Annotated in this window: 30 protein-coding genes; 17 read left to right on the top strand and 13 right to left on the bottom strand. The window is 71.6% G+C overall.

What is annotated here, in order from left to right; all coding sequences use genetic code 11:
* Positions 1-18: 18 nt before the first annotated feature.
* Positions 19-546: a DUF6130 family protein gene (locus ACFY1H_RS32880; protein WP_386952936.1), complete on the top strand. Its 528-nt coding sequence runs from the start codon at positions 19-21 to the stop codon at positions 544-546.
* Here the strand turns inward: ACFY1H_RS32880 and ACFY1H_RS32875 are convergent.
* On the bottom strand, positions 543-1,394 hold the full coding sequence (locus tag ACFY1H_RS32875; RefSeq protein ID WP_386953056.1) for an alpha/beta fold hydrolase: 852 nt from the start codon (positions 1,392-1,394) through the stop codon (positions 543-545). The two genes, ACFY1H_RS32880 and ACFY1H_RS32875, sit on opposite strands and share 4 nt — an antisense overlap.
* 114 nt (positions 1,395-1,508) lie before the next feature.
* Positions 1,509-1,889: a nuclear transport factor 2 family protein gene (locus ACFY1H_RS32870; protein WP_366584903.1), complete on the bottom strand. Its 381-nt coding sequence runs from the start codon at positions 1,887-1,889 to the stop codon at positions 1,509-1,511.
* 240 nt (positions 1,890-2,129) lie between these two features.
* Between ACFY1H_RS32870 and ACFY1H_RS32865 the strand changes: the two genes are divergently transcribed.
* A complete protein-coding gene (locus ACFY1H_RS32865; protein ID WP_366584901.1) occupies positions 2,130-2,564 on the top strand; it encodes a hypothetical protein in 435 nt (144 codons plus the stop codon).
* 3 nt (positions 2,565-2,567) lie between these two features.
* Here ACFY1H_RS32865 and ACFY1H_RS32860 read toward each other — a convergent pair whose 3' ends face one another.
* Both ACFY1H_RS32860 and ACFY1H_RS32855 read right to left on the bottom strand, forming a co-directional pair.
* Positions 2,568-3,404, bottom strand: coding sequence for an amidohydrolase family protein (locus ACFY1H_RS32860; RefSeq protein WP_366584899.1), 837 nt, complete (start codon positions 3,402-3,404; stop codon positions 2,568-2,570).
* A 60-nt stretch (positions 3,405-3,464) separates the two neighbouring features.
* Positions 3,465-4,076, bottom strand: coding sequence for a helix-turn-helix domain-containing protein (locus tag ACFY1H_RS32855; RefSeq protein WP_386952932.1), 612 nt, complete (start codon positions 4,074-4,076; stop codon positions 3,465-3,467).
* 125 nt (positions 4,077-4,201) lie between these two features.
* Between ACFY1H_RS32855 and ACFY1H_RS32850 the strand changes: the two genes are divergently transcribed.
* From ACFY1H_RS32850 to ACFY1H_RS32835, 4 genes are all read left to right on the top strand, one after another.
* Positions 4,202-5,365 (top strand): FAD-dependent oxidoreductase, encoded by a 1,164-nt coding sequence (locus ACFY1H_RS32850; RefSeq protein ID WP_386952930.1) that lies wholly within the window; start codon positions 4,202-4,204, stop codon positions 5,363-5,365.
* Between the two features lies 1 nt (position 5,366).
* The gene (locus ACFY1H_RS32845) at positions 5,367-6,107 is read left to right on the top strand and encodes an SDR family oxidoreductase (protein WP_386952927.1); all 741 of its coding nucleotides are present in this window, start codon (positions 5,367-5,369) and stop codon (positions 6,105-6,107) included.
* Positions 6,108-6,197: 90 nt separating this feature from the next.
* On the top strand, positions 6,198-6,986 hold the full coding sequence (locus tag ACFY1H_RS32840) for an oxidoreductase (protein WP_386952924.1): 789 nt from the start codon (positions 6,198-6,200) through the stop codon (positions 6,984-6,986).
* 84 nt (positions 6,987-7,070) lie between these two features.
* On the top strand, positions 7,071-7,727 hold the full coding sequence (locus tag ACFY1H_RS32835) for a TetR/AcrR family transcriptional regulator (protein WP_386952922.1): 657 nt from the start codon (positions 7,071-7,073) through the stop codon (positions 7,725-7,727).
* A 3-nt stretch (positions 7,728-7,730) separates the two neighbouring features.
* Here the strand turns inward: ACFY1H_RS32835 and ACFY1H_RS32830 are convergent, their stop codons facing one another.
* Positions 7,731-8,348, bottom strand: a complete 618-nt coding sequence (locus ACFY1H_RS32830; protein WP_386952919.1) for a LysE family translocator — start codon at positions 8,346-8,348, stop codon at positions 7,731-7,733.
* A gap of 109 nt (positions 8,349-8,457) precedes the next feature.
* Between ACFY1H_RS32830 and ACFY1H_RS32825 the strand changes: the two genes are divergently transcribed.
* A complete protein-coding gene (locus tag ACFY1H_RS32825) occupies positions 8,458-8,901 on the top strand; it encodes an Lrp/AsnC family transcriptional regulator (RefSeq protein ID WP_386952917.1) in 444 nt (147 codons plus the stop codon).
* Here the strand turns inward: ACFY1H_RS32825 and ACFY1H_RS32820 are convergent.
* The 3 genes from ACFY1H_RS32820 to ACFY1H_RS32810 form a co-directional block, all read right to left on the bottom strand.
* Positions 8,847-9,581, bottom strand: coding sequence for an acyl-CoA dehydrogenase family protein (locus ACFY1H_RS32820; protein WP_386952914.1), 735 nt, complete (start codon positions 9,579-9,581; stop codon positions 8,847-8,849). The genes ACFY1H_RS32825 and ACFY1H_RS32820 overlap by 55 nt on opposite strands.
* Entirely contained in the window at positions 9,578-10,225 is a 648-nt protein-coding gene (locus ACFY1H_RS32815) for a TetR/AcrR family transcriptional regulator (protein ID WP_366584879.1), read from the bottom strand. Before ACFY1H_RS32815 ends, ACFY1H_RS32820 begins: the two co-directional genes overlap by 4 nt.
* A gap of 142 nt (positions 10,226-10,367) precedes the next feature.
* A complete protein-coding gene (locus ACFY1H_RS32810; RefSeq protein WP_366584877.1) occupies positions 10,368-10,937 on the bottom strand; it encodes a TetR/AcrR family transcriptional regulator in 570 nt (189 codons plus the stop codon).
* Between the two features lie 133 nt (positions 10,938-11,070).
* Between ACFY1H_RS32810 and ACFY1H_RS32805 the strand changes: the two genes are divergently transcribed.
* The 3 genes from ACFY1H_RS32805 to ACFY1H_RS32795 are packed head-to-tail and all read left to right on the top strand — an operon-like array spanning position 11,071 to position 14,056.
* On the top strand, positions 11,071-12,261 hold the full coding sequence (locus tag ACFY1H_RS32805) for an acyl-CoA dehydrogenase family protein (RefSeq protein WP_386952910.1): 1,191 nt from the start codon (positions 11,071-11,073) through the stop codon (positions 12,259-12,261).
* Positions 12,258-13,286, top strand: coding sequence for a phosphotransferase family protein (locus tag ACFY1H_RS32800; protein WP_386952907.1), 1,029 nt, complete (start codon positions 12,258-12,260; stop codon positions 13,284-13,286). The genes ACFY1H_RS32805 and ACFY1H_RS32800 overlap by 4 nt, the downstream gene beginning before the upstream one ends.
* 2 nt (positions 13,287-13,288) lie before the next feature.
* Positions 13,289-14,056, top strand: coding sequence for an SDR family NAD(P)-dependent oxidoreductase (locus ACFY1H_RS32795; RefSeq protein ID WP_386952904.1), 768 nt, complete (start codon positions 13,289-13,291; stop codon positions 14,054-14,056).
* 2 nt (positions 14,057-14,058) lie between these two features.
* On the opposite strand, the gene ACFY1H_RS32790 is transcribed toward ACFY1H_RS32795, so the two are convergent.
* Positions 14,059-14,955, bottom strand: coding sequence for a LysR family transcriptional regulator (locus ACFY1H_RS32790; protein WP_386952901.1), 897 nt, complete (start codon positions 14,953-14,955; stop codon positions 14,059-14,061).
* A gap of 128 nt (positions 14,956-15,083) precedes the next feature.
* Here ACFY1H_RS32790 and ACFY1H_RS32785 point away from each other — a divergent pair, with 128 nt between their 5' ends.
* Positions 15,084-15,599: a hypothetical protein gene (locus ACFY1H_RS32785; RefSeq protein ID WP_366584867.1), complete on the top strand. Its 516-nt coding sequence runs from the start codon at positions 15,084-15,086 to the stop codon at positions 15,597-15,599.
* Positions 15,596-16,051, top strand: coding sequence for a pyridoxamine 5'-phosphate oxidase family protein (locus tag ACFY1H_RS32780; protein ID WP_386952897.1), 456 nt, complete (start codon positions 15,596-15,598; stop codon positions 16,049-16,051). Before ACFY1H_RS32785 ends, ACFY1H_RS32780 begins: the two co-directional genes overlap by 4 nt.
* 30 nt (positions 16,052-16,081) lie before the next feature.
* Here ACFY1H_RS32780 and ACFY1H_RS32775 read toward each other — a convergent pair whose 3' ends face one another.
* Positions 16,082-16,663 carry a TetR/AcrR family transcriptional regulator gene (locus ACFY1H_RS32775; RefSeq protein ID WP_386952894.1) on the bottom strand — a complete coding sequence of 194 codons (582 nt, stop codon included), beginning with the start codon at positions 16,661-16,663 and terminating at the stop codon, positions 16,082-16,084.
* Between the two features lie 158 nt (positions 16,664-16,821).
* On the opposite strand from ACFY1H_RS32775, the gene ACFY1H_RS32770 reads away from it, so the two are divergent.
* The 3 genes from ACFY1H_RS32770 (at position 16,822) to ACFY1H_RS32760 (ending at position 20,851) form a co-directional block, all read left to right on the top strand.
* Positions 16,822-17,676, top strand: coding sequence for an alpha/beta fold hydrolase (locus ACFY1H_RS32770; RefSeq protein ID WP_386952891.1), 855 nt, complete (start codon positions 16,822-16,824; stop codon positions 17,674-17,676).
* Between the two features lie 306 nt (positions 17,677-17,982).
* Positions 17,983-19,758, top strand: a complete 1,776-nt coding sequence (locus tag ACFY1H_RS32765; protein ID WP_386952888.1) for a serine/threonine-protein kinase — start codon at positions 17,983-17,985, stop codon at positions 19,756-19,758.
* 55 nt (positions 19,759-19,813) lie between these two features.
* Complete coding sequence (locus ACFY1H_RS32760; RefSeq protein WP_366584857.1) at positions 19,814-20,851, top strand: LD-carboxypeptidase; 1,038 nt, start codon at positions 19,814-19,816, stop codon at positions 20,849-20,851.
* On the opposite strand, the gene ACFY1H_RS32755 is transcribed toward ACFY1H_RS32760, so the two are convergent.
* The gene (locus ACFY1H_RS32755; RefSeq protein WP_366584855.1) at positions 20,805-21,428 is read right to left on the bottom strand and encodes a maleylpyruvate isomerase family mycothiol-dependent enzyme; all 624 of its coding nucleotides are present in this window, start codon (positions 21,426-21,428) and stop codon (positions 20,805-20,807) included. The genes ACFY1H_RS32760 and ACFY1H_RS32755 overlap by 47 nt on opposite strands.
* A gap of 98 nt (positions 21,429-21,526) precedes the next feature.
* Between ACFY1H_RS32755 and ACFY1H_RS32750 the strand changes: the two genes are divergently transcribed.
* Entirely contained in the window at positions 21,527-22,039 is a 513-nt protein-coding gene (locus tag ACFY1H_RS32750) for a helix-turn-helix domain-containing protein (protein WP_366584853.1), read from the top strand.
* 39 nt (positions 22,040-22,078) lie between these two features.
* On the opposite strand, the gene ACFY1H_RS32745 is transcribed toward ACFY1H_RS32750, so the two are convergent.
* Together ACFY1H_RS32745 and ACFY1H_RS32740 are read right to left on the bottom strand one after the other, a co-directional pair.
* Positions 22,079-23,500, bottom strand: coding sequence for an MFS transporter (locus ACFY1H_RS32745; protein ID WP_386952884.1), 1,422 nt, complete (start codon positions 23,498-23,500; stop codon positions 22,079-22,081).
* A 161-nt stretch (positions 23,501-23,661) separates the two neighbouring features.
* Complete coding sequence (locus ACFY1H_RS32740; RefSeq protein ID WP_386952881.1) at positions 23,662-24,528, bottom strand: nuclear transport factor 2 family protein; 867 nt, start codon at positions 24,526-24,528, stop codon at positions 23,662-23,664.
* On the opposite strand from ACFY1H_RS32740, the gene ACFY1H_RS32735 reads away from it, so the two are divergent.
* Positions 24,503-24,892, top strand: coding sequence for a MerR family transcriptional regulator (locus ACFY1H_RS32735; protein WP_386952879.1), 390 nt, complete (start codon positions 24,503-24,505; stop codon positions 24,890-24,892). The two genes, ACFY1H_RS32740 and ACFY1H_RS32735, sit on opposite strands and share 26 nt — an antisense overlap.
* The last annotated feature ends 2 nt before the right edge of the window (positions 24,893-24,894 follow it).

The following is a 24,894-nucleotide window of genomic DNA, read 5'->3' as shown; positions in this document are numbered from 1 at the left end:
GGAAGCTAACTTGATCTTGTGACCAATCCCCACAGCCGACGTCCGTTTCCGAACACCACACGGGCGATCGCGATCAGTTTCGCCGCCCTGGCGGTGGGCGTGGTGACTTCGTGTTCGACTTCCACCACGCCGACCGCCGCCGCTCCCAGCGCACCTCCCCCGCCGGCCTCCGCCGCGACCGGCTGGTCACCGGCACCCGTCGTACCGCTCGCCTCTCAGCCGCCGCCGGCTCTGGTCGTGGACCGTCCCCTGCCCGACCAGCTCGCGATGGGGCTGGTGGTGATCCGCTACCGCGCGGAGAACCTGCGGATCGTGCCCGTGTACGGGCCCGCCGCGCTCGACGTGTCGCCGCGGATCGGCCACATCCACGTGACCGTGGACGACGCGCCGTGGCACTGGGCCGACGCGAGCGGCGAGCCGCTAATCCTCCAGAGCCTGCCGCCGGGGCCGCACAAGGTGTGGATCGGGCTGGCGGACCCGACGCACAAGATCCTCGACAGCAAGACGGTCGCCTTCACCGTCCCACCGCACAGCGGCGGCCACTAGCCGCGGGCCCGGCCGGCGAAGTCCACGATCAGCCGCGCCAGCTCGGCGGGCTGATCCTCCGGCACGAAGGCGCCCGAATCGGCGACCGTGACCAGCCGCGCGTCGGTCAGGACGGCCGCGAGGCGGTCGAAGAGCGAAGCGGGAAAGATCCGGTCGTCGGCCGCGCGGACCAGCAGCACGGGCTTGCCGAACGCGGGCAGGGCCTCGGCGGCGGCCAGGGTGTACCGGGGGTGCACGCCGAGGAGGAAGCGCCGCAGGTCCCGGCGGATCCCAGCACTGTCGTAGGCCGGGCGCAGGTAGGAGTCCAGCACCTCGGCGGGAATCCCGCGCTTGGCCAGCGCGCCGAACGCGGACGGCTGCCGCTGCACGATGGGCAGCCGCAGCAGCCGGCTGCCGGCCCAGGCCGCGCCGGGCAGGCGCATCAGCCGCGGCAGCGCGTCGAACGGCGCGGGGAAAAACTCCTCGAACGCGTCACACGGCGTGAGCACGACGCGGCCGATCCGCTCCGGGTTCTCGGCCATGAGGAGCTGCGTCAGGGCGCCGCCGGTGTCGTTGGCGACCACGGTGACGTCGGTCAGGTCGAGCGCGTCGAGGAACTCCCCGATCAGCCGGGCGACCCCCGGCGGCGTCAGGTCGGCGTCGGCCGCCAGGGGAATCCGGTGCGCGCCGAGCGGCCAGTCCGGGGCGAGGCACCGAAACCCCGCGTCGGCGACGGGCGGGACGACCTTGCGCCACAGGTTCGCGTTGACGAGCAGCCCGTGCACGAACACCACCGCCGGACCGGTGCCACGCTCGGAGTAGGCGACCCGGCCGCCGGGCAGGGCCACGCTCTTGCCGGTGCCGAGCATGCCGGCCTCCTCGGTGCTCGACGGTGCCGAGAGTCCTTTGTGGACGCCGGCGCTGCCATCGTCACAGAACACCGCGCGGCCTTCAACCCGCCTACCCCCATTCCAGGGTGGGGCTCAGGCCGGCTCGGGGATCTCGAGGTCCTCGAACGCGGGGATGAACATCACGACGTGGGTTATGCGCTCACCCTGGAACGTCAGCACGTCCCAGCCCGTGACGGGCTCGGCCCGCCCGGGCACGGGCTGGCTCCACCGGTAGAGGACGTAGTCCTGGTTGCGCTCGATCGGGCCCAGGACCGTGAACTCGAGCCCGCCGAAGAGCCGGTGCAGCTCCGTGATGCGCTCGTTCAGCACCTCGCGGCCCCGCAGCACCCGATCCGGCTCGACGACCGTCACGTCGTCGGTGTACACGCGGCCGAGCGCCGCCGCCCGCTCTCGGGCGTCGGCGATCATCCAGGCGTCCAGGTGCCCCTTGACTCGCCTCTCGACGTCATCCATCCGCGCTCTCCTCGTCCGTGGTCCGAGATCCAGAGAAGCACAAATTTAGGGGACATGTCAACCAAATCGCACCCCGCGCCGGCCGGCCGAGGGCGGTAAATAATCATGACGACCGGGCCTTCGGGCCGACGTGCTCCGGATCACGGATCATCGCGAATGTCGCCTGATGGAAGGCTTTTCTCCGCGGGCCGCGTCGGTCTACGATGGACGATTCTCCTGGGGGAGGAGGGTGGGCGAGGGATGTTCCAGATTCCGGTGACCGCGGACATGCGGCGGTGGACGGTCCGGTTGTGCGGAGACGTCGCGGTGTTCGCGTGCACACCGCTGGTCGAGGACCACACGGCGGTGCGTGCGCTGCCCCGGGCCTGGGACGGGCGCGGGCTCGGCCTGCCGGAGCAAGACGTCGCGGGGTTCGCCGCGACGCTGGGCGAGATCATGAAGACGCCGCTGTTCTGGCGGGCCTACCGCGGCACCGGCCGGGGCGCCGAGCAGCTTTGGGCCGAGCCGCACACCGACACCGACGACGGGTTCGTGTACCTGAGCGGGCCGTGCGGCGAGGCGTCCGACGTCGTCGGCTACCGCCCCGTCTACAGCTTCACCATCGCGCTCGCCGATCTGCGCGGCCTGCGGATCCGGCTGGCCGCGTACCTGCGCGACAGCCTCGTGAGCGCCTGAACGTCAGGTCAGCCGGTACACGCGTTCGGCGTTGCCGCCGAGCACCGCGTCGAGCACGTTCGGTGCGAGGCCGAGGTCGGCGACGGCCTTGAGGTTGACTCCCATGGCGGGGGACGCGGGCCAGTCCGTGCCGAAGATCCACCTCGCGGCGATGCGGTCGAGGTCGAACCGGTCGTAGTACTGCGGCAGCTTGCGCGGCGGCAGGCCGGCGATGTCGAGCCAGACGTTCGGCCGGGCCAGCGCCATGAAGCCGGCGACCTCGTAGCTCCAGCCGCGGCCGCCGTGGGCGAGCACGACGGTGAGGTCCGGGAAGTCGCGCAGCACGTCGTCCATCAGCACCGGGTCGCCGCGGCGGCCGCTCGCGCCGGGGAACGAGCTCGGGCCGGTGTGCGTGATCACCGGGATCCCGCGTTGCTCGCATTCGGCGTACGCCGGGTACAGCTCGCGGTCGTTCGGCGCGAAGTTCCCGTGGACCGGGTGGATCTTGAGGGCGACCGCGCCCAGGTCCAGCTGCCGGCGCAGTTCGGCCGCGACCGGGTAGTGCAGGTGCGGGTTGACGTTGGCCACCAGGCGGAACCGCGTCGGGTTGTACTCGAGCACGGGGAGCAGATCCTCGGGCGGCTGCATGCCGGTGACGCGCGGGCTGTGCTCGGTGAACAGCAGCGCGCGGTCCACGCCGCCGGCCGCGAACAGCGCGTCGATCCGCTCCGGGACGATCGCGCCGTCGGGGCCGTACACGGACTCCACCTCGGCTCGGTCCGACGCGGGACTGAGCCAGGTGTCCCAGGCGAGCTTCAACGTCGGGAGCCGCGCCAGGTGCACGTGTGCGTCGACGATCATCCGCGCGATCCTGCCAGTCGGGTTCCGGGAACGGTCAGCCGGTTCTACCACGGGCCGGGGTCACCCGGCGGGTGGCGAAGCTTCCACGGCTTTCGCCGCCGCGCGCAGCCAGCGTTCGAGCGCCTGCGGGTCCGCCGGGTCGATCGCGGCGCGCAGCTCCGGCGACGTGGTGGTGCGCACGAGGCCGACGAGCTGGATCGCGTGCAGCCGGTTCATCGGCGTGGCCGGGGCGTCGCCGGCGAGGTGCTCGGTGACGCGGTCCTCCCACTCCGACCACATGCGCAGCAGGCCGGAGCGCAGCGACACCGAGCCGCCGTACGCGTGGTGGTAGTCCTCGAGGCCGCGGGCGGCGCCGGCCTCGTCGTGGATCACGGTGATGAGCACGTCGGCCACAGCCTGCGCGGCCGAAACCCCCGGCTCGCGCGCGTCGAGGCCCGCCAGCAGCGCGTCGAGCAGGTCGGACTCGGCGAAGACGAGGTCTTCCTTCGAGCGGAAGTAGACGAAGAGCGTCTTGACCGACACGGTCGCCGCGTCGGCGATGTCGGCGACGGTCACGTTGTCGTAGCCGTGCTCGGCGAACAGCCGCGCGGCCGCGTCGAGGATCGCCTGGCGCGTCAGCGCTTTCTTGCGTTCCCGCAGCGGCAGGTCCGCCGGCTCGATGCGCTTCACCATCCCGCCACCGTACCCAAAAGGTGAGCGAGTCACCTTATGGGTGAGACTCACCTCACGAGCAGTGGGCAACTTCAGGTTAGTAACTTACCTTTTAAAGTGAGTTACCGACTGAAGGGAGCCTGACCATGCCCACACCAGCAGGTCTGAAGGAGCTCGACATCGTCATCGCCGGCGCCGGTCCGGCCGGTTTGGCCGCCGCGCGCCTGCTGCACCTGAATGGCGTCGGCGTCAAGGTGCTCGAACGCGACGCCGACCGCAGCGCCCGCACGCAGGGCGGTTCGCTCGACCTCGGCGAGGACGGCGGGCTGCGGGTGCTCGCGGCGGCCGGGCTGGCCGGCGAATTCACGCGCCTCGCCCGGCCGCAAGGCCAGCGCACGAGCTACTTCGACACCGACGGGAACCTGCTCCTGGCCACCGACGAGTCCGACGAGGACGAGGTCCGCCCGGAGATCGACCGCCTCCAGCTGCGCTCGCTGCTGCTCGACTCCCTGCCCGCGGGCACGGTCGAGTGGGGCCGCGCCCTCACGTCCGTCGAGCGCCGCGGCGAGCGATGGCGGCTGACCCTCGCCCAGGGGGAGACGGTCGATGCCGACTTGGTGATCGGCGCCGACGGCATCGGGTCCAGGACCCGCCCGGCCGTGGCGCGTGAGGCGCCCGTCTACACCGGGGTCACGTTCATCGCCGGCGAGATCACGCACCCGCGGCCCGGTTCGTACGCGGCCGAGGTCGTGGGCGAGGGTTCCGGCCTGGTTCTGGGCCACGACAAGGCATTCCTGTGCCAGCGCAACGGCGACCGGTCGATCCGCGTGTACTTCGCTCAGCGCCGCGCGGAAGATCCCAGCCGCGCCACCGGCACCACGCTCGCCGACCCGGACTTCATCCGGCGCGAGCTCGACCGCGAGTTCGCGGACTGGGCGCCCAAGATGCGCGGGATCCTCGACGAGGTCGAGGCGAAGTTCGTCTGGTGGCCCCTCTACACCGTGCCCACCGAGCAGCGCTGGGCTGCGCGAAGCGGCCTCACCCTCGTCGGCGACGCGGCACACGTGATGCCCCCGTTCACCGGGCAGGGCGTGAACATGGGCCTGCTCGACGCGCTGGTGCTCGTCACCGCGCTGACCTCGCCGGACCACGTCGACGTCGACTCCGCGATCGCCGCGTACGAAGCGGAAATGCTGCCGCGGATGGCCGACGCGGTCGCCGCCACGCACGCCGCGCAGGACCTGCTGCTTTCGCCCGAGGGTCCGGCAGGTCTGCTCGCACTGGCCACCAGCGGGCGGGGGCAGTGCTGACATGGGTACGACTCTCGAGTCCCGGACCGCCGTCGTCACCGGCGGTTCGAGCGGCATCGGCCTCGCCACGGCGCGGCTGTTCGCCGACGAGGGTGCCCACGTGGTGATCACCGGCCGCAACGAGGCCCGGCTGCGGGCGGCGGCCGAGAGCATCGGGCCGCGGGCGTCGTGGATCGCGGCGGACCTCGCGCGCGAAGCCGGCGCACGGTCGTTGGCCGCCCAGCTCGCCGGACTCGGTCTCCGGGTCGACGTGCTGTTCGCGAACGCCGGCGCCGCCAATGCCCCCGAGTTGTTCGAGACCACGGAGGACGGTTTCGACGCGAACCTCAAGAGCGCGTTCTTCACCGTCACCGCGTGCTTCGACCTCCTGGCCGACGGCGCTTCGGTGATCCTCACCTCGTCGGTCGGCTTCCACCGCGGCACCCTCGGCGACCCGCTCTACACCGCGGCGAAGGCCGGCGTGCGGGCGCTGGGCCGCGGTTTCGCGGGGCAGCCGGCGTTCCTCGACCGCCGCGTCCGCGTCAACACGCTCAGCTTCGGCGCCGTCGCCACTCCCCTGACCGGCGCGGACAACCCGGACGTTGCCCGGGCGATGCGGGACTGGGCCACGGCGAACGTCCCGGTCAAGCGGCCGGCCGACCCGCTCGAAGCCGCCGGGCCGGCGCTTTTCCTGGCCGGCGCGGCCTCGTCGTACCTCACCGGTGGCGAGCTCGCCGTCGACGGCGGGCTCGCACAGCTCTAAGCGGAAAAACCTTCCCGCTTAGCGTATGGTCAGCTCTGGAACCGGAAATTCCTTTCCGCTTCCAGAGCTGACGGAAGGAGTTGGGTTGCCGTGCGGACGTGGCTGATCACCGGCGGGACGTCCGGTTTCGGGCAGGCGTATGCCGACGCGGCCCTGGCGGCCGGCGACCGAGTGGTGCTGACCGCCCGCCGGCCGGACGGGCTCGCGCACCGGGCCGGCGAGCGCGTGCTGGTCCTGCCGCTCGACGTCACCGACGCCGGGCAGGCCGCCGAGGTGGTCGCGGCCGCCGAGGCCCGGTTCGGTTCGGTGGACGTGCTCGTGAACAACGCCGGCGGCGGCTCGCACGGCTCGGTCGAAGACACCGGGGAACGCGAGCTGCGGCAGGTCTTCGAGGTCAACTTCTTCGGGACCACCACCATGATCCGCGCGGTGCTGCCCGGCATGCGGGCCCGCCGGCGCGGGTGCGTCGTGAACGTCTCGTCGGTCGGCGGGGTTCGCGCGTTTCCTGGTGTCGGGTACTACAACGCCGCCAAGTTCGCCGTCGAGGGCATCTCGGAATCGCTGCGGCAGGAGGTCGAACCACTCGGGCTGCGGGTCATGGTCATCGAGCCGGGCGCGTTCCGCACGAAAACCGGCAGCGTCGGGTATTCGCACAGCGCCACGCCGATCCGCGAGGACTACGAAGGCACGGTCGGCGTGCTGCGCGACGCACTGGTGAAGATGAACGGCACCCAGCCGGGTGATCCGGAGCGGGCGGCCCGCGCGGTCGTCGACGCCGTGGCCTCAGGCCGTCCGCCGCACCGGCTGGTGCTGGGCGGGCTGGGGTTCGAGCAGGTCACCGCGAAGCTGGAAGCCATGCTCGCCGAGACGCGCGCCTGAGAGGATGTGGCGCGGGGAGCCGACTTCCCTGACTCCGCCCACCGGCCGGGCGAGTACGTGTGACCGACGCCGAGGAGCCTTCGCTTGCCTGACACCCCGCGCCCGCTGCGGCGGGACGCCGAAGCCAACCTCGCGCGCATCCTCGACGCCGCCGCGGCCACGTTCAACGAGGACGGCGTGGAGACCAGCATCGAGGTCGTCGCCCAGCGGGCGGGGGTCGGGCTCGGCACGATCTACCGGCGCTTCTCGACCAAACACGCGCTCCTGGACGAGCTGGGCCGGCGGCTCCTGCGTGACGTCGTCGCCATCGGCGAACGCCACCTCGACGATGCCGACGGCACCGGTCTGGCGGGGTACTTCCACGACATCGGCGAGCTGCTGGCCACCCACAGCGGCCTGATGGCGCACCGCTGGACCATGCCCGACGCCGGTCCCCTGCTGCGGCGCTCGCGGGAGCTGCAGGGCCTGCTCCTGGCCGGCGCGCAGCGGCACGGCCTGGCCCGCGAGGAGCTCACTGCCGAAGACGTCGCCGTCGCGTGCTGGTCGCTGCAGGGCGTCGCCGACACCACGCGGGCCACCGGAGTCCAGGCGTGGCAACGACATGTGGAGGTGCTGCTCGCCGGTTTCGCGCCGGCGGGGCGGGCGTTCACGCACGCTCCGCTGACCGCGTCCGAAATGGACACCGTCATCTCCGCGGCCTCGAACGATCCCACGCGACCGGTCAAGAAGGACCGTCCTTGACGGTCACGCCGCGAGCTGCTGGACCAGCAGCGTCGTGCCGATCGCGATCATCGCCCCGCCGGAGAACCGCGACACGGCGCGAGCCCAGCTCGGCCGCGCCGACAGCACCACCCGGGCACCCAGCCCGACTCCCGTGTAGACGAGTCCGCAACTGAGGGTGTGCACCAGGCCGAGCACGAGGATCTGGCCGGCCACCGGCCACGCCGCCGACGGATCGGTGAACTGCGGCAGCAGCGCGAGGAAAAGCAGCAGCGCCTTGGGGTTCAGGCCGCTGATGCCCGCACCCTTCGCGACCTGCCGCAGCCACAAACCGGTCTCGTCGTCCGCCGCCGACCCGGGCGTGGCCGGGCGAAGCAGCGCCGTCGCGCCCAGCCACATCAGGTAGACCGCGCCCACGGCGGTGAGCACCGTCAGCACGACCGGCGAGCCGGCCACCAGCGCGGCGACGCCCGCCGCGACCACCGCGGTGAGGGCCACATAGCCGACGAGCAGCCCGCCCACCGCGAGCGGGATCGAGCGGTTCCACAGGCCCGCGTTGATCAGGTACGCCCAGTCCGCGCCGGGCGTGAGCACCAGCAGGAACGACACACCCCAGAACGCGAAGATGCCGCCGATCGCCATCGATATTCCTTTCTCCAGGTCCCCCACCTGCGGAAAGGCTATGGCGAACCGGCCGGGAAATGTTTCCAAAGTTCCCCGGATCCGCCGCTCATGAGGGAGAATTGCAGCCATGGACGCCCTGGACCGGAAGATTCTTGCCGAGCTGCAGCGCGACGGCCGCCAGACCATCACCGAGCTGGCCGAACGGCTGCAGCTCAGCCTCTCCCCCTGTCACCGCCGGGTCCGCGCCCTGGAGAAGTCCGGCACCATCGCCGGGTACCGCGCCCACGTGAACGCCCAGGCCCTCGGGCTCGGCTTCGACTGCCTGGTGTTCGTGACGATGCGCGAGTCCGACGGCGCCACCGTGGCCGCGTTCGAGGAAGCCGTCGCCGACGTCGAGAACGTCGTTCAGGCGCAACGGCTCTTCGGCGACCCGGACTACCTGCTGCGCGTGGTCGCCCGCGACCTGTCCGCGTTCCAGCAGCTCTACGACAAACGGCTCGCGACGTTGCCCGGCGTTCAGCGCATCAGCAGGCACGAGACGCCGCCTTCGGTCTGCGCGACGGTGAGGTAGGCGTCGGCCATCGGGACCGAGGCGAACCACTTGTGGCCGTTGAGCAAGTACGTCTCACCGGGGCCGCGGCGGTTCACCGGGCGCGCGACGGTGACGTTGGCGCGCAGGTCGGAACCGCCGTGTTTCTCGGTCATGAAGTAGCCGATGGTGCCGGCGGACTTCCCGGCGATCGGGACGTCGGCGGGGTCGTAGCCCTCCGCCGCGATCGCCTCGGCCCACGGCGCGAGCTCGGGCTGGCTGCGCAGCACGGGGATCGACGCGTAGGCCATCCCTAGCGGGCAGGCCGTGGATCCGTCGATCTGGTTCCACAGGTAGGAAAGCACCGCGCGCGCCGAGTGCGCGCCCGGCTGGTCCGCCGTCCAGGCCAGGGAATGCACGCCGGAACCGAAGCCCAGCGCCATCAGCTCGTGGTAGGAGGGGTGGAAGTCGACGTCGTGGACCTCGTTGCCGAGCCGGTCCAGGGTGCGCAGTTCGGGGGTGTGGCGCTGGGCGTCGCGCGCGGCCTTGAGCACGCGCGGATCCCACACCTTCGCCCCGAGCGCCGCCGCCCGTTCCGCGGCCCACGGCGAGTACTGCCCGACGATCCACGAGGCGACCTTGTCGGTGGTGAACGCGTTGACCCCGTTGAGATCCGGGATCAGGTTGTCCGGGATCGGGCGCTGCTGCGTGAAGCCGGTCATCGATTGCCTCCAGGGTGTGGGTGGGCGACGCCGGCCTGGCAGAACCGGGCGATCTCGCCGCTGATCGCCTCCCGGTCGGGCGGCTGCGTGTCGCGTTCGGCCAACGGGGTCACGACGCCTTCCAGGAACGCGCCGACGATCGCCGCGCCGCGCACGCGCGCGTCCTGCGCCGCGAACTCGCCGGACTCGACGCCTTCCTCGATGAGGCCCGCGAACGCCTCCGCCAGCCCCGCGCGGGCCTCCAGCCGCACCTGGTCCACCTCGGGATCCATGGGCTCGACGATCACGGCGTAGGCCAGGCCGTCTCCGCGCAGCGCCCGGTCCACGAAGGTCGCCACGGCGTCGCCGATCCGCTCCCCCGCGCTGCGGCCGCCCTCCCCGGCGATGGCGCGCACCACCTCCAGCTCACGTTCGCAGACGACCCGCAGCATCTCCGAGAACAGTGACGCCTTCGAGGGGAAATGGCGATAAATCGAGCCGGTCGCCACGTCGGCCACCGACGCCACCACCGCGACCTGCGCCGCCGCGAACCCGTGCTCGGCCACCACCACGCGCGCGGCTTCCAGGATGCGCCGCCGCGCGTCGGCCTGGCGCGCCGCCACCCGAGGGCTGAGTCGGGCGTCGGTTTTGCCGGGTTTCGTCACGTCTCGACCTCCGGGCTGAGTGACGCAGGAATGAACCGTCATTCAATAGTGAACCGTGATTCAATCGCTGTCAAGGGCAGCACACAGCCCGCGTTCGGCGAGAGTGTCCACAGTGGATCCGAGGGTGGCTTCGCGACTGGGACTAGCCCGCGACCCCCACCAACCGGAGCGCGAACCGGCTGTACTGCCACACCAGCGCGTCCTCGGACTGTTCGCCGTCGGCGCGGTACCAGACGGCGACGCCCATGCCCAGGTCGAGGATCGCGTACGAGGCGAGGCGAACGGAGTCCACCTGGAACGCCCCCGCGTCCACACCGGACTGGACGACCGCGCGGAAGCAGGCCTCGTACTCGGCGCGCAGGGCGAGCACCCGGGTCAGGTGCGGCTCGGCCAGGCTGCGGATCTCGCGGGTGCCGACGAAGGCCTCCAGCCGGTGACGGGCGTGGTAGCGGACGTGGGCCTCGGTGGCGCGGCGGAGGCGTTCCACGGGGTCGGCGACGCCGGTGACGGCGGCGCGGTGCGCGGTGAGCAGGTCGTCCATGGTCGTGACCATGATCGCCACCAGCAGGTCCTGCTTGGCTGCGACGTGCTTGTACAGGCTGGGGCCGCGGATTCCCACGGCGGCGCCGATGTCACCCATGGTCGTGCTCTCGAACCCCTTGCGGGTGAACAGCTCGAGCGCGGCCTCACGGATGTGGCCGGACCGGTCCACGCGACCTCCCTTCGGCTAACGCAGGATAGCCGACTCACGGCCACCAGGGTGACTGATGCCACCGCACTGTGACACAGCCCGAGAAACCGCCTATAGTCACCGGCTAATAGTCATTAGCCGATGGGAGAGCGCCATGGCCGTCGACCTCTCGCCCGGGCCGGAGGTCGCCGACCTCGCCGAGCGCACCGCGAAGTTCGTCCGCGACGTGGTGATCCCCGTCGAAGAAGAGCACAAGGGCGTGGTGCATTCCGACGACGTCCGCCGGCAGCTGCAGCAGGCCGCGAAGGACGCGGGCGTCTTCGCCCCGCACGTGAGCGCCGAGTACGGCGGCCACGGGCTCGACATGCGGGGGCGCGCCGTCGTGTTCGAGGAGGCCGGTTACTCGCTGCTCGGCCCGCTCGCGCTGAACATCGCCGCGCCCGACGAGGGCAACATGCACATGCTCGAGGCGATCGCGAGCGACGAGCAGAAGGAGCGCTACCTGCGCCCGCTCGCGAGCGGCGAGGTCCGCTCGTGCTTCGCGATGACGGAGCCCGCCCCGGGCGCCGGCTCCGACCCGGGTGCACTGGCCACGCGCGCGGAACGCGTCGAGGACGGCTGGCGCATCACCGGCCGCAAGTGGTTCATCACCGGCGCCGAGGGCGCCGGGTTCACGATCTGCATGGCCCGCACCTCCGGCGAACCCGGCCACACGGGCGGCGCGACGATGTTCCTCGTCGACGCGGACACCCCCGGTATGAAGGTGGTCCGGCACATCGACACGCTCGACGAAAGCCTCTTCGGCGGCCACATCGAGCTCGACTTCGACGGCTGCGTCGTCCCCGAGGACGCGGTGCTCGGGGAAATCGACGAAGGCTTCCGCTACGCGCAGGTCCGCCTCGGCCCGGCGCGCATGACCCACTGCATGCGCTGGCTCGGCATCGCCCGCCGCGCGCAGGACATCGCCGTCGCCCGCGCGGCCGAGCGCGAGCTGTTCGGCTCGCGGCTCGGCGACCTGGGCATGGTGCAGCAGATGATCGCCGACAACGAGATCGACATCGCGGCCTCGCGCGGACTCATCCGGCAAGCGTGCTGGGAGCTCGACCGGGGCGGGCCCGCGTCGCAGGAAACGGCGATCGCGAAGACGTTCTGCGCCGAGGCGATCTGGCGCGTGGTCGACCGCGCGGTGCAGATCTGCGGCTCGCTCGGCATCTCCGGCGACGTGCTGCTCGGCCGGTTCCTGCGCGAGGTCCGCCCGTTCCGCATCTACGACGGCCCGTCGGAGACCCACCGCTGGGCCATCGCGCGCCGCGTGCTGCGCCGCCACTCGAAGGCCGTGCGATGACGTCCACAGTGGACGATCTCGACCTGAGGGCGCTCGAGGCGTTCTTCGCCGCCGAGATCCCCGGCTTCGGGGGTCACCTCAGCGCGGAAATGCTGCAGGGCGGCCGGTCCAACCTCACCTACGTGCTCACCGACGGCCGCAGCCGCTGGGTGCTGCGCCGGCCGCCGCTGGGCGGGCTCACGCCCTCGGCCCACGACATGGGCCGCGAATACCGCGTCGTGGCGGCGCTGCGCGACAGCGACGTGCCGGTGGCCCGCGCCGTGGTGCTGGGCGGCGAAGACGTCATCGGGGTGCCGTTTTCGGTCGTGGAGCACGTCGACGGCGTGGTCATCCGGACCACGGAACAGCTGGACGCCTTGGCCGACGACGACATCCGCCGCTGCGCCGAAGGCCTCGTCGACGTGCTGGCCCGCCTGCACGCCGTCGACCCGCACGCGGTGGGGCTCGGCGACTTCGGCCGGCCCGAGGGGTACCTGGGCCGCCAGGTCCGCCGCTGGCACGACCAGTGGCAGCGGGTTCAGACCCGCCCGTTGCCCGACATCGAGGCGTTGCACGCGCGGCTGGCCGAGACCTGCCCGGCCGAGAGCGGCGCGTCGATCGTGCACGGCGACTACCGCATCGACAACATCATCCTGGCGCCGGACGACCCGGCGACGGCCCGCGCGGTCGTGGACTGGGAGATGGCGACGCTGGGCGATCCGCTCGCCGACCTCGGCCTGCACCTGGTGTACTCGGACCCCGCGTTCGCGCCCGTGCTCGCCGGCGCGGCCGCGTCCACGAGCGACCGGCTGCCCGCGGTGGGCGACCTGGCGCAGCGCTACGCCGAGATCAGCGGCCGTGACCTGGGCTGGCTCGACTTCTACCTCGCGCTCGGCTACTTCAAGATCGCCGTGATCGCCGAAGGCATCCACGCGCGCTACCAGCAGGGGCTCACGCGCGGCTCCGGCTTCGAGTCGGTCGGCGGCGCCGTCGCCCCGCTCGCCGCCGCCGGGCTGCGCGCCGCCGCGCGGATCGGCCGGGGGTGACCGTGACCGGGGTACTCGATCTCTTCCGTCTCGACGGCAAGGTCGCCGTCGTCACCGGCGCCAGTTCGGGGCTGGGCGCGGGGTTCGCCCGCGCGCTGGCCGAAGCCGGCGCCGACATCGTCCTCGCCGCCCGCCGCGCCGACCGCCTGGCCGAGGTCGCCGCAAGCGTTCGCGATCTGGGCCGGCGCGCCGCCGTGGTGACTGCCGACGTCTCGGACCCGGCCGGCTGCGACGCCATGGTGCAGGCCGCGCTCGCCGAGTTCGGGCGCATCGACGTGCTCGTGAACAACGCCGGCGTCGGCACCGCCGTGCCGGCTCTCCGCGAGACGCCCGAGGAGTTCCGCCGGGTCGTCGACGTGAACCTCAACGGCGTCTACTGGGCCGCGCAGGCGTGCGGGCGCGTGATGGCGGCCGGGTCGAGCATCGTGAACATCAGCAGCGTGCTCGCGCTCATCAAGTCCTACGCGCCGCAGGCGGCCTACGCGGCGAGCAAGGCGGGCGTCATCGGGCTGACCCGCGACCTCGCCCAGCAGTGGTCAGGCCGCCGCGGCATCCGGGTCAACGCGATCGCGCCGGGCTACTTCGCCAGCGAGATGACCGAGGACATCCCCGACGACGTGCTCCTGCCGTTCGTGAAACAGCACAGCCCGCTCGGGCGGCTGGGCGAGCAGCACGAGCTGGACGCCGCCGTGGTGTTCCTGGCCGGCGACGCGTCGTCCTACATCACCGGCACGACCCTCGCGGTGGACGGCGGGATGTCCGGCCACTGAGCTCAGCGGGCGACCCGTCGCCGGGCGAGCACGTCGCGGGTGGCGGCGACGAAGGCGTGGCAGACGGGATCGGTCTCGTCCGCGTGCCAAGCGAGAGCGAGACGGCTGGGTGGCAGCCCGGTCAGAGGCACGTAGGTGACGCCCGCGCGCGGGAAGTAGGTCTCGGCCACCGCCGCGGTCAACGTGATCGCGCGACCGGCGGCGACCGCCTGCAGCTCTTCGTCGACGTCGCCGACCTCGACCAGCCGTGGCTTGAGCGCGGCCGGCCGGACGCTGCCCCCGGACCAGAACTCGGCCCACACCGGGTCCGTCGTGCGCCGGACCGCGACGGGGTCGCCGAGCAGTTCGGTCACGTCCACGCTGTCGCGCCCGGCGAGCCGGTGCCGCGACGGCAGGCCGGCCACGCGGGGTTCGGTGCCCAGGACCAGCAGGCGCAGCCCGTGGGACCGGAACGGCGGCCGCACGAACGCGAGCGACGTCGTGCGGTCGCGCAGCCCGGCCGAGGGATCCGCCCAGCCGTGGCGCTTGAGCTCCACCTCGACGCCGGGGCTGCGTTCCCGGAAGCGGTCGATGATCTCGGCGGTCAGGTCGCCGGCCGCGACGCCGTAGAAGCCGACCGGCAGCATCCGCCCGTACACCGACTGCCGGGCCTCGCGTTCCGCATCGCCCAGGAGCCCGAGGATTTCGCGGGCGCGCTCGACGAACCGTGCGCCGGCGTCCGTGCACGTCACCGAACGGGTGGTCCGGCGGAACAACGCGACACCGAGGTGCCGCTCGATCGCCTTGACCCGCGCCGACAACGCCGGCTGCGACACGTTCAGCTGCTCCGCGGCGCGGGTGAAGTTGAGCGTGTCCGCCACCGCCACCACGTAGCGCAGGTGCCGGGCTTCAAGATCCATAACTCGAAAGTACTCAATTCGCCCGCGGTCGGTCTTTCCCCTCACGGCGTGCGAGGACTTAGCCTCGAGGGTGTTCGCGAGGGGAGGACGGACCCGGACGGTCGACCCTCGCCGGAGGAGGAGGCCTGATGTCGGTGTCGGACGAGGTGGCGGACGAGGTGGCGACCATCGCCGTACCGTCGCGCGCGTGGCCGGTCGCGACCGTGTTCGCGCGGCTGGCGCTGGCCGCCGGTTTCCTCTCCGCGGTGGCCGACCGCTTCGGTCTCTGGGGCCCGCCGCACACCGGCAACGTGGCGTGGGGCGGCTTCGCGGCCTTCACCGCGTACACGCACCAGCTCGTCCCATACCTGCCTGACGGCCTGGCCACTGTCGCCGCGTGGGCCGCGACCGTCGCGGAGCTCACCCTGGGCCTCACGCTGCTGGCCGGGGTCGCCCTGCGATGGTCGGCCTGGGCGGCGACGGCCCTGCAGCTCGTGTTCGGGTTGTCCATGGCGTTGTTCCTCGGCTGGGAAGCGCCGTTGAGCGCCTCGGTCTTCAGCGCCTGCGCCGCGGCTCTGCTCCTGGCCCTCGCGCCCGCCCGCGCGTTCGCGTTCAGCCTCGACCGGCTGTTTCGCGGCCGCATCCGAAAAGAGGTAGTCCCATGACCGTCCTCGACGACGACATGCGCCGCGTGGTGGCCGACGCGAAACTGTCCTTCGTGGCCACCGTGCGCCCCGACGGCGCGCCGAACCTCTCGCCCAAGGGCTCGGTGAGCGTGTACGACGACGAGCACCTGGCGTTCATGGACATGGCTTCGCCGGGAACCGTCGAGAACCTGCGGCACGACCCGCGGGTCGAGGTGAACTCGATCGACTTCTTCCGCCGCCGCGGCTACCGCTTCCGCGGCACCGCCGAGATCCTCCCCCCGGGCGACCCCGTGCACACGTGGCTCTCCGACTGGCTGCTGGCGGCCAACGGCCCGGGCTACCCGTTCCACCACGCCGTGCTCATCCACGTCGCCGAGGTCCACCCCATCCTCTCCCCCGCCTACACCTTCGGCGGCGCGACGGAGGAGGCGCTGGTGCCGGAGTGGAAGGCCAAGTACAACGCCGAGTGAGGCGTACTTCGGGAATCGACCGGCGCACGGCTAGGCCGGCAATGCAGCGTCCAGCAGCACGACGGCAGCGGTGCGCGCGAAGTCGAACGCCTCGGTGCTGTTGAGCGAAGTGGACAGTGCCATGGCACCTTCGAACAGGACCGCGACCTGGCGCCCGAGCAGGTCCGGATCGGTGGCGCCGGCCTGGCGGGCGGTGTCGATGAGGCGGCGCAGGATCCCGTGCTTGTGCTCGATGACCAGCGGCAGGCCGGGGTGGTCGAGGCCGGCCAGCTCCACGGCGGCGTCGTGGAACGGGCAGCCTCGGTAGCGGGCGACGGGGGCGGGGCGATCGAAGAGCCCGAGCAGCCGTTCGCGGGGGGAAAGGGCGAGGTCGAAGAGCTTGTACTCGTTGTTGCCGTCGCCGGTGTCGCGCTCGGTGGTGGCGGCGATGCCGTCGAGGTAGGCGGCCACGAGCAGGCCCTTGCCGGGAAACAGCTGGTAGAGCGTTCGCTTGGACACGCCGGCACGGTCGGCCACCTCGGCGATGCCGGTGGTGTTGATGCCGTGGCGGTAGAACAGCTCGGTCGCCACCGCCAGGATCCGCGATCGCGGGCCGGCCGTCTCCTGTGCCATCTCACCACTCTTTCCGGGTACCGATCGGTACCACTCTAGCTCTCAATCGTGGTGAAGTTCGTGGTTTCTACGTGATCATCGCCATAGCTTCTGCGGGTACCGATCGGTTTCCCGGACGGCTAGCTTGTTGATTGAAAGCCAGCTGCTGAGGAGAAGTCATGACCACACACGTCACCGCCCCGACCGAGCACATCACCGTCAACGGCGACCGCATCGCCTACCGCCGCTTCGGCGCCGCCACCGGCACACCGGTCCTGCTGCTGCAGCACTTCCGCGGCGGCCTCGACAACTGGGACCCGCTGCTGACCGACGGCCTGGCCGCCGACCGGCCCGTGATCCTGCTGGACAGCGTCGGCGTCTCCGGATCGGCCGGCGAGGTCCCGGTGACCTTCGAAGGCATGGCCGACTTCGCCGCCGACTTCCTGCGTACCCTCGGCCTCGCGCTGGTGGACGTGGTCGGCTTCTCCATCGGCGGCGCCGTGGCCCAGGCCCTGACCTTCCGGCACCCCGAACTCGTGCGCCGGCTGGTGCTGCTGGGCACCATCCCGCCCGCCGGCGACATGAGCGAGGCCGAGACGAAGGTCCTCGACGTCGTCATGCACCCCGACCTGACCCTGGACGACTACCTCTACCTCTTCTTCGGCCGCAGCGATGCCGCCGAGCAAGCCGGCCGCGACTTCTGGCAGCGCCGCCACCAGCGCACCACGGACTACGACCCCGAGGCCACCACTGCCGTCGGCGAGCGTCAGCAGCAGGCCGTGGTGAGCTGGGCGCAGTGGCCCGAGGCCGACCGTGACACCGCTCTGCAGGCCATCACCCAGCCCACCCTGATCGTCAACGGCGACCGCGACATCATGCTGCCGACGGTCAACTCGCACATCCTCGCGAAGCACATCCCGAACTCGCAGCTGATCATCTACCCGGACTCGGGCCACGCCTCGCAGTTCCAGTACCCGAAGGTGTTCCTGGCCAACCTGCGCCAGTTCCTCGACGCCGAGGTCGTTTTCAGCTGACCCACCGTCCGTCCCGGACCGCCGCGGTCCGGGACGCCGAGGGTGCCGGCGTCGTCCTCATAGGACAGTGGGTGGCCCGGCGAGAGAACCGACACGGCGACCATGATCGCCGGAAAGCCAGTGGCCCCTCCCGTCCACGGCCTCGGGCGGGCGACCGACTCCGGCCGGAACCACCCCGGAGCAACGGGCCGCTCCCGCGTCCTGGCCGATCCGCGCCACCGCCCTGGCATCCCGCGACGGGTCCGCGCCGGAGCCAAGCATCGGATTGGCGTGAATCGGTGGCCGTCCAGCCCCTACACTGTGCGCGTGTCTGCGCAGGTGGTGGCCGGGCGGTATCGGTTGGAGGAGCGCCTCGGCGCGGGCGGGATGGGGGTCGTGTGGCGCGCGACGGATCTGGAGCTGCGGCGGACGGTCGCGCTCAAGCGGTCGCTCGACGGTGACGGCGGGCAGATCCGGCGTGAGGCGCGGCTGGGTGCGTCGCTGCACCACCAGCACGTGGTGGCGGTGTTCGACTCCGTCGTCGACGGGGACGACCGGTGGCTGGTCATGGAGTACCTGCCGGCGCGCAGCCTGGAGGAGGTCGTGCGCAGCGACGGCGCCCTGAAGCCGGAGCGCGCGGCGGCCATCGGGGCGCAGATCGCGTCCGCGCTCGTCGCGATGCACGCGCGCGACATGGTGCACCGGGACATCACGCCGGGCAACGTCCTGGTCACCGAGGACGGCACGGCCAAGCTCGCCGACCTCGGCATCTCCCGCTGGGACGAGGTCACGCTCACCGGCAGCGCCAGCGTCGGCGGCACCGCGGGCTACCTCGCGCCGGAGGTGGCGAACGGCTACGCCGCCGGCCCCGCCGCGGACGTCTTCTCCCTCGGCGCGACGCTGTTCGCCGCCGTCGAGGGTGTTTCGCCTTGGGGCAGCGGGGAAAACGGGCCGTTCGGGCAGCTGCGGCGAGCGGCGGAAGGCAAGGTCGACGCCGCGCGCAACGCCGGCCCGCTCGCCCTCACGCTGGCGGTGATGCTCGACCGGCAGCCCACGAACCGGCCCACCGCCGCCGAGGCCGAAGCGCTCCTCAGCGGAGCCCCGACCGCGCGGCTCCCCCGCCGGCGGCCCCCCCGGCGCCTCAAGCTCGTCGCCGCCGGGGTGCTCGGAGCCGTGGTCCTTCTGGTGGCCGGGTTCCTCGTCTTCACGCGCAGCGAGCCGCCGTCCGCCAACGCGACGTCGGACCTCGTCGGCGACCCGCGTACCGCCGACCCGTGCTCGCTGCTGACGGTGAACTCCCTGGCCCCGTACGGCAAGGTCTTCCTCGAGCCCAACCTCGGCACGTTCGCCCGCTGCGACCTCGACACCACCCTCGCCGACGGCAGCACGATCGTCACCAGCCTGGAACTGACCGCGCCGGAGGAGTACCCGCAGGTGCCGCCGGTCCGCGGCCGCCTCGGCGACATCCAGCGCCCGAACGCCGACCCCGGCAAGTGCCGCCGCTACTTCGTCCTGCCCGACCTGCGGCTGGTCACCGTCAGCACCGTCCGCGCCGACGGCGGCGACTCCCCGCAGCTGTGCGCCATGTCCGACGCCGTGGTCGGCGACGCCTACGCGCGCGTCGTCCGCGGCCCCATCGCCCGCCGCGCCCAGCCGTTCCCGCCGGCGTCCCTGGCGAGCGTCGACGCCTGCACCCTCGTCGACGACGCCACGCTCCGCCGCGTCGTCGGCCCGGACTACCCGACGGACCGGTACTTCGCGAACTGGGCCTGCTCCTGGGGCGACGACGCGGAATCCGTGGACCTGTACTACGACCGCCAATGGCCCCTGGCCACCGACCCGCCCGACGGCCAGACCCCCACGACCGTCGGCGGCCGCCCGGCGTACGTCGACCCGCACGACGAAGGCGACGTTTGCGACGTCACCGTCGTCCACCGCACCTACACACCCACCCTGCCCACCGTGAAGGGCACGCCCGCCCAACGCGACGAGGTCGTCCTCGTGGAGCTCACGGACGAGGCGAACAAGGGAAAGCTCGACGTCATCTGCGCCACCGCGAAGTCGATCGCCGCGGTGGTGGCCGCGCGGCTGCCGTCGGCCTGAGCTCACGCGGGTAAATACGTCGCGAAGTGCTGCGGGGCCGCGGATACTGCGCCGGGTGACCGGATCGGCTCTGCTTCGCCCCCGCGCCGTCGAGCCCGGGGATCTCGTCGTCATCGCGGCGCTGTCCGGGCCGTTGCACGCCGCCTACGAGGCCGACCTCGACGAGGCGGTGGCCGTGCTCGAACGGATGGGTTTCCGCGTGGGCCGGGCGCCGCTGCTCGAAGCGGGGCGGCACCGGTGGTGGAGCGCGGCGGCGCCGGCGGAGATCGCCGCGGAGTTCAACGGGCTCCTGCGTGATCGCGAGGTGCGCGCGATCATCGCGCACGACGGCGGCCAGACGGTGCTCGGCTACCTGGACCTGATCGACTTCGACGCGATCGTCGCCGATCCCAAGCCGATCCTCGGCTACAGCGACATTTCGTTGCTGCACCTGGTGCTCCACGCGCGCACGGGCCTGATCGGGTTCCACGCCGACCTGGCCACGCCCGGGCTCGGCGGCCACTGGCAGACGGCGTCCGCACCGCGCAGAGCCGAGCTGGAGAGCCTCTACTCGAAGCTGCTGACCAGTACCGAAGCGATCGGTGCGCTGCCGGCCACCCCGTCGTGGGAGTGCTGGCGCGCCGGGCGGGCCGAAGGGCGGCTGGTCGGCGGCGTGATCAACCGCATCGCGCTGGTGCAGGCGACGCAGTTCGCGCTGCCGCTCGACCGGTTCGACGGCGCGGTGCTGTTCTGGGAGGAGATGGGCGGCCTCGCGTCGTACGTGTGGAGCTACCTGCACGTCCTGCGCCACCACGGGATCCTCGACCGGATCTCGGGCATGGTCGTGGGTGTCCCGCACGCGATCGACGGGCTGGCCGAGCCCCCGGACTCCCCCACGCTGGCCGAAATCGTCCTCGACGTGCTCGGCGACCGCGACATCCCGGTCCTGGGCAACGTCCAGTTCGGACACGCCGGCCCGAACCTGCCGATGCCGGTCGGGGTTCGCGTCGGCCTGGACGCGCAGCGGCGGACGTTGTCGCTGCTGGAACCGGCCGTGCGCGCGCAGGTCAGGAACCCAGCCGGGTGCGAAGCTCCGCCACGCCGTCACCACTGAGATCGGGCAGGACCGCGGCCCGGCCCGCCATCACCATCACCAGCGACAGCAGCGGCCCGGCGACCTCGGGCCCGGCGCCCTCGGCGAAGCCGGCGTCCGTCGCCCGCAGGGAAAGCCCCGCGGCTATGGTCTTGCTGTTCACCGCGAAGTTCTTGGTCGCGAAGAACCGGGCGACCGCGAGCAGCCCCTCTGCGTCCGGCGCGTGCTCGATCCCCAGGGGCCGCCGGATGTCCTCGGCGTGCACGATCACCTCACCGAGCCCCGCCGGAGACGGCTTCACAGGCGTGGCGATGGGACCGACCCGGCGAAACCGCTCGAACGTCTCCTCCGGCGTGCTGCCCCGGAACTCTTCGAGACGCCGCCGGTTGTGCACATCCCCGTCGAACCGGGCCCCGATCATGCTGCGGAACCACGCGAACCGCGACAGCGTCGCGGCCGCCCCGAGATGGGCGACGACCTCCTCGACATCCCAGTCGGCGCACAACGTGGCCGAGCGCCACTGCTGCGGCTCGAGCCCGCTCAGGTCTTCGACGAGCGCGGCGAGCTCACGCGCCTGGAACTCCGGCAGGTCGTTCACGGCAGTGACAATAGCCGCCGCACCCGCGCCGCGGCAGCCGTTTCGGCCGGCCCGCCAACGCGGTTCGGTCAACGAACCATCCCTGGTAGCATGGACTTATGGCTCTCCCCAAGTACTACGCGGGTCAGCAGTGCTCGCTGGCGCGCAGCCTCGAGATCGTCGGCGAACGCTGGACGCTGCTGATCGTGCGCGACGCCTTCTTCGGCGTGCGCCGTTTCGGAGACTTCCAGGCCCACCTCGGCATGTCGCGCGCCGTGCTGACCGAGCGCCTCGAAGGCCTGCTCGAGACCGGCGTGCTGGCGGAGACGCGCGGCACCCACGGTTACCGCGAATACGTGCTGACCGACAAAGGCGTGGGCCTGTGGTCGGTCGTCCGCGACCTGCTCGTCTGGGGCGACGAACACTTCTCCCAGCGCGGTCCGCGCCGCGTGTTCCAGCACGTCGAGGATTCCGGCCTGCTCGCGCAGGACGGTTCCTGCTCCGCGTGCGGCCGCGCGGTCGCCCCGGCCGACCTCGTGGTCCTTCCCGGGCCCGGCTACGACGATCACGCCGACGACTTCGTCAGCGAAGCCCTTTCCGAGCCGCACCGCATGCTGGTACCCCTGCGCTGAGCGGGCCCGCCGGAAAGGGCGGCGGGCCAAGGGTTTTCCTCACCCGGCCACCGTGGTTTCCCGGGCGCGCGCACCTTTGCGGGAAACCTTTGCGTAGAGCGGGATGGCAACGCCGATCACCACGGAGATGGCGGCGCAGATGGTGACGGGGACCGCCCATGACTGCAGAAGTGCTTGTGGCGACGCCGGGTTGACGGTCGAGGTCACGACGGCGACGCCGAGGCCGGAGCCGAGGTAGCGGGCGGTGTTGTTGACGCCGCTGCCCATGCTGGCGTGGTGGGCGGGGACGGTGGCGACGGCTTGGGCGCCGAGCGAGGCGTTGAGCAGGCCGGTGCCGATGCCGGCGATCGCGAAGCCGGGGGCCAGGCGCAGGAGGGTGGCGCCGTCGTGCAGGGGTGCGAGGGTCGCGAGGCCGGCGCCGATGACGACCAGCCCGAGGGCGAGCTGGGTTTCGGGGGTGACGCGCCCGCGCAGGTGCCGGGCGACCAGGGAGACGAGCACGCTCAGGCCGGACCAGATCACCAGCGGAACGGAGCCGGCGAGCGGGGAGCCGTGCAGTGCTTGCTCGACGAGCGTGGGCGTGTAGGAGGTCAGGGAGATCACGCCGAATCCGGCGGTGAAGGCGGCGGCGGTGACCGTGACGAACTGCCAGTTGGTGAACAGCCGAAGGTCGACCAGGGGGTGTTCGGTGCGGCGTTCGTGGACGACGAAGGCGGCGATGATGAGGATTCCCGCGGCCAGGAACACCAGGACCGCGAGCTGACCCCAGCCGGTGCGGCCGAGAACCAGTCCGGCGAGCAGTGCGCTCGGGCCGGCGATCAGGGCTGCGGCGCCGAGGTAGTCGATGCGTCCGGCCGGTGCGGGGCTCGCGGGGTTGGCGGGCAGAACCCGGGAGAAGACGGTCAGGCCCGCGCTGAGCAGCCCGACGAGCAGGTAGGGGCTGCGCCAGCCGGCCGCGGGCTCAAGGAGCGCCGCGAGCAGGGGTCCGATGAGGATCCCGACGCCGAGGCTCGCCCCCCACAGGCCGGTGGCTCGGGTGCGCTGGTGTCCGGGGGTGGTGACCTGGGCGATCAGCCCGAGACTGGTGGCCAGCATCGCGGCGGCGCCGAGTCCCTGTCCGATGCGGGCGATCGTGAACAAGGTCGGGTTGGGCAGCCCGGCGCCGGCGAACAGGAAGACCGCCTGAACCGCCGCGCCGATGACGAAAACGGTGCGGCGGCCCAGCTTGTCGGCCAGCGCGCCGCTGACGAGCAGGCCCGCGCCGAGCCCGACGCTGGCGGCGCTGAGCATCCAGGTGCGTCCCATCACGCTCGCGCCCATGGTGTTGGCCAGCGTGACCAACGTGCTCATGGGCAACGTGAACATGACCATCGCCAAAGCGGTGGCCACGCACGCCAGCGCAACCGTCGCCCCCTCTGCCGCGGGCCGCGCCCCAGCCGCCGCGTGCCTCTCGACGTTCACGATCGTCCACCTCCGTAGGAAATGCGTCCGGCCTCACGGCAAGAGCGATCCGTCAGCCGATCGACGCACCTGCGAACTCGGCGCACCGTAAGTTCGGTGAGCGAACTATCGAGGACTGTAGCACAGGCTGGTTCGGTGAGAGAACTATTGGGGCGGCGCACTCACGAGAGCACGTCCGTGCGCAGGCGGGTCTGGACGAACTTCTCGATCCGCCAGGAGCCGTCGACCTTGGCGAACTCGCCGTGGTAGTGGCCGTAGCCGCGCACCTTGAGGGTGCTGCCGTCGATCCAGTCCTCCATGGCGACGGTCGAGGACGCGGCGACCGGCGAGTGGACCTCGGTGGTGAAGGAGAACAGGTGGTGGATCGCGGTGGCGTCGTCGACGCTGGTGGTGATGACGTCCTCGATCTCCTTCGGGCCGGTCATCCGCATGACCTGCGCGCCTTGCGGGTCGTGGATCGTGAAGTTCGCCTCCGGCGCGAACAGCTGCGAGAGCCGGTCGAACTGCTTGCGGTCAGCGTAGGAGACGTACTGGGCCATGAACTGCCGGATCTCGTCGACGACGACCAGCCGCTCCGTGTCGGACACCGCGAAGAACCGCTGGAATCGCTCGGCGGTGGCCTGCGGGTTGTCGAACGCGTACGCGTGGGAAGCCTGCGGGATGACATCGGTTTCGAAGTGCTCGGCGACCTGCCGGGCGCCGGCCAGCAGCTGGTCGCGGAAGTAGCCGTGGTCGCCGTGGAGCACCAGGACCGGCATCGGGAGCCGGGTCGTGAACTCCGCCCGGTTGGCCTTGCCGTCCTCGACCATGGCGCCGTAGTGCTGGAAGCCGCCGCGGATGCCGTTCGGGCCGGTGACGTGCGGCAGGTAGTGGGCGACGCCGTACTCCTCGGCGTCCGGCCGCACCGAGGTCAGCCGGTAGAACGGGGTGAGGAAGGCGGTTTCCTTGCCCTGGGTGAGGAACGTGGCGAGATCGACCTGGCCGTGGAACCCGAAGCTGTACGTGCCGCCGTCGACGGACGGGTTCATCATCTCCTCGAGGCCGAAGCCGGGGATCAGCGTCTCGGACGACGCGATCCGCTTCTACGAGAAGGTGGGCTTCTTCTCCGGCAGCCGCAGCGACAACGGCTATCGGCACTACACGGAGAAGGACGTCGAAACGGCCGACCTCATCGCCTCCGGGAAGTCGATCGGGTTCTCCCTGCGCGAGATCCTGGCCTTCTGCCAGGAGATGACCGACGGCGTGCTGGACCACGCGCGAGCACAGGAGAGCCTGCAGTCCAAGATCGACCTCATCGACGAGCGGATCGCATCACTGGCACGAGTCCGGAAGCTGGCACAGCAGCAACTCGAGTACTGCCGGGCCGTCGAGGCGCAAGAGCTCTCCGTGTGACC

This window comes from Amycolatopsis sp. NPDC001319 (genome assembly GCF_042896185.1).
GTDB lineage: Bacteria > Actinomycetota > Actinomycetes > Mycobacteriales > Pseudonocardiaceae > Amycolatopsis.
The sequence above is the reverse complement of the archived record's forward strand: the minus strand, read 5'-3'. Positions and strand labels throughout refer to the sequence as shown.

Excerpts from the sequence above, each read along its gene's own strand:
- ACFY1H_RS32875 (WP_386953056.1), bottom strand. The coding sequence starts at position 1,394 with ATGCTCGGCACCGGCAAGAGCGTGGCCCTGCCCGGCGGCCGGGTCGCC.
- ACFY1H_RS32870 (WP_366584903.1), bottom strand. The coding sequence starts at position 1,889 with ATGGATGACGTCGAGAGGCGAGTCAAGGGGCACCTGGACGCCTGGATG.
- ACFY1H_RS32865 (WP_366584901.1), top strand. The coding sequence starts at position 2,130 with ATGTTCCAGATTCCGGTGACCGCGGACATGCGGCGGTGGACGGTCCGG.
- ACFY1H_RS32860 (WP_366584899.1), bottom strand. The coding sequence starts at position 3,404 with ATGATCGTCGACGCACACGTGCACCTGGCGCGGCTCCCGACGTTGAAG.
- ACFY1H_RS32855 (WP_386952932.1), bottom strand. The coding sequence starts at position 4,076 with ATGGTGAAGCGCATCGAGCCGGCGGACCTGCCGCTGCGGGAACGCAAG.
- ACFY1H_RS32850 (WP_386952930.1), top strand. The coding sequence starts at position 4,202 with ATGCCCACACCAGCAGGTCTGAAGGAGCTCGACATCGTCATCGCCGGC.
- ACFY1H_RS32845 (WP_386952927.1), top strand. The coding sequence starts at position 5,367 with ATGGGTACGACTCTCGAGTCCCGGACCGCCGTCGTCACCGGCGGTTCG.
- ACFY1H_RS32830 (WP_386952919.1), bottom strand. The coding sequence starts at position 8,348 with ATGGCGATCGGCGGCATCTTCGCGTTCTGGGGTGTGTCGTTCCTGCTG.
- ACFY1H_RS32825 (WP_386952917.1), top strand. The coding sequence starts at position 8,458 with ATGGACGCCCTGGACCGGAAGATTCTTGCCGAGCTGCAGCGCGACGGC.
- ACFY1H_RS32820 (WP_386952914.1), bottom strand. The coding sequence starts at position 9,581 with ATGACCGGCTTCACGCAGCAGCGCCCGATCCCGGACAACCTGATCCCG.
- ACFY1H_RS32805 (WP_386952910.1), top strand. The coding sequence starts at position 11,071 with ATGGCCGTCGACCTCTCGCCCGGGCCGGAGGTCGCCGACCTCGCCGAG.
- ACFY1H_RS32800 (WP_386952907.1), top strand. The coding sequence starts at position 12,258 with ATGACGTCCACAGTGGACGATCTCGACCTGAGGGCGCTCGAGGCGTTC.
- ACFY1H_RS32790 (WP_386952901.1), bottom strand. The coding sequence starts at position 14,955 with ATGGATCTTGAAGCCCGGCACCTGCGCTACGTGGTGGCGGTGGCGGAC.
- ACFY1H_RS32785 (WP_366584867.1), top strand. The coding sequence starts at position 15,084 with ATGTCGGTGTCGGACGAGGTGGCGGACGAGGTGGCGACCATCGCCGTA.
- ACFY1H_RS32780 (WP_386952897.1), top strand. The coding sequence starts at position 15,596 with ATGACCGTCCTCGACGACGACATGCGCCGCGTGGTGGCCGACGCGAAA.
- ACFY1H_RS32775 (WP_386952894.1), bottom strand. The coding sequence starts at position 16,663 with ATGGCACAGGAGACGGCCGGCCCGCGATCGCGGATCCTGGCGGTGGCG.
- ACFY1H_RS32770 (WP_386952891.1), top strand. The coding sequence starts at position 16,822 with ATGACCACACACGTCACCGCCCCGACCGAGCACATCACCGTCAACGGC.
- ACFY1H_RS32750 (WP_366584853.1), top strand. The coding sequence starts at position 21,527 with ATGGCTCTCCCCAAGTACTACGCGGGTCAGCAGTGCTCGCTGGCGCGC.
- ACFY1H_RS32740 (WP_386952881.1), bottom strand. The coding sequence starts at position 24,528 with ATGAACCCGTCCGTCGACGGCGGCACGTACAGCTTCGGGTTCCACGGC.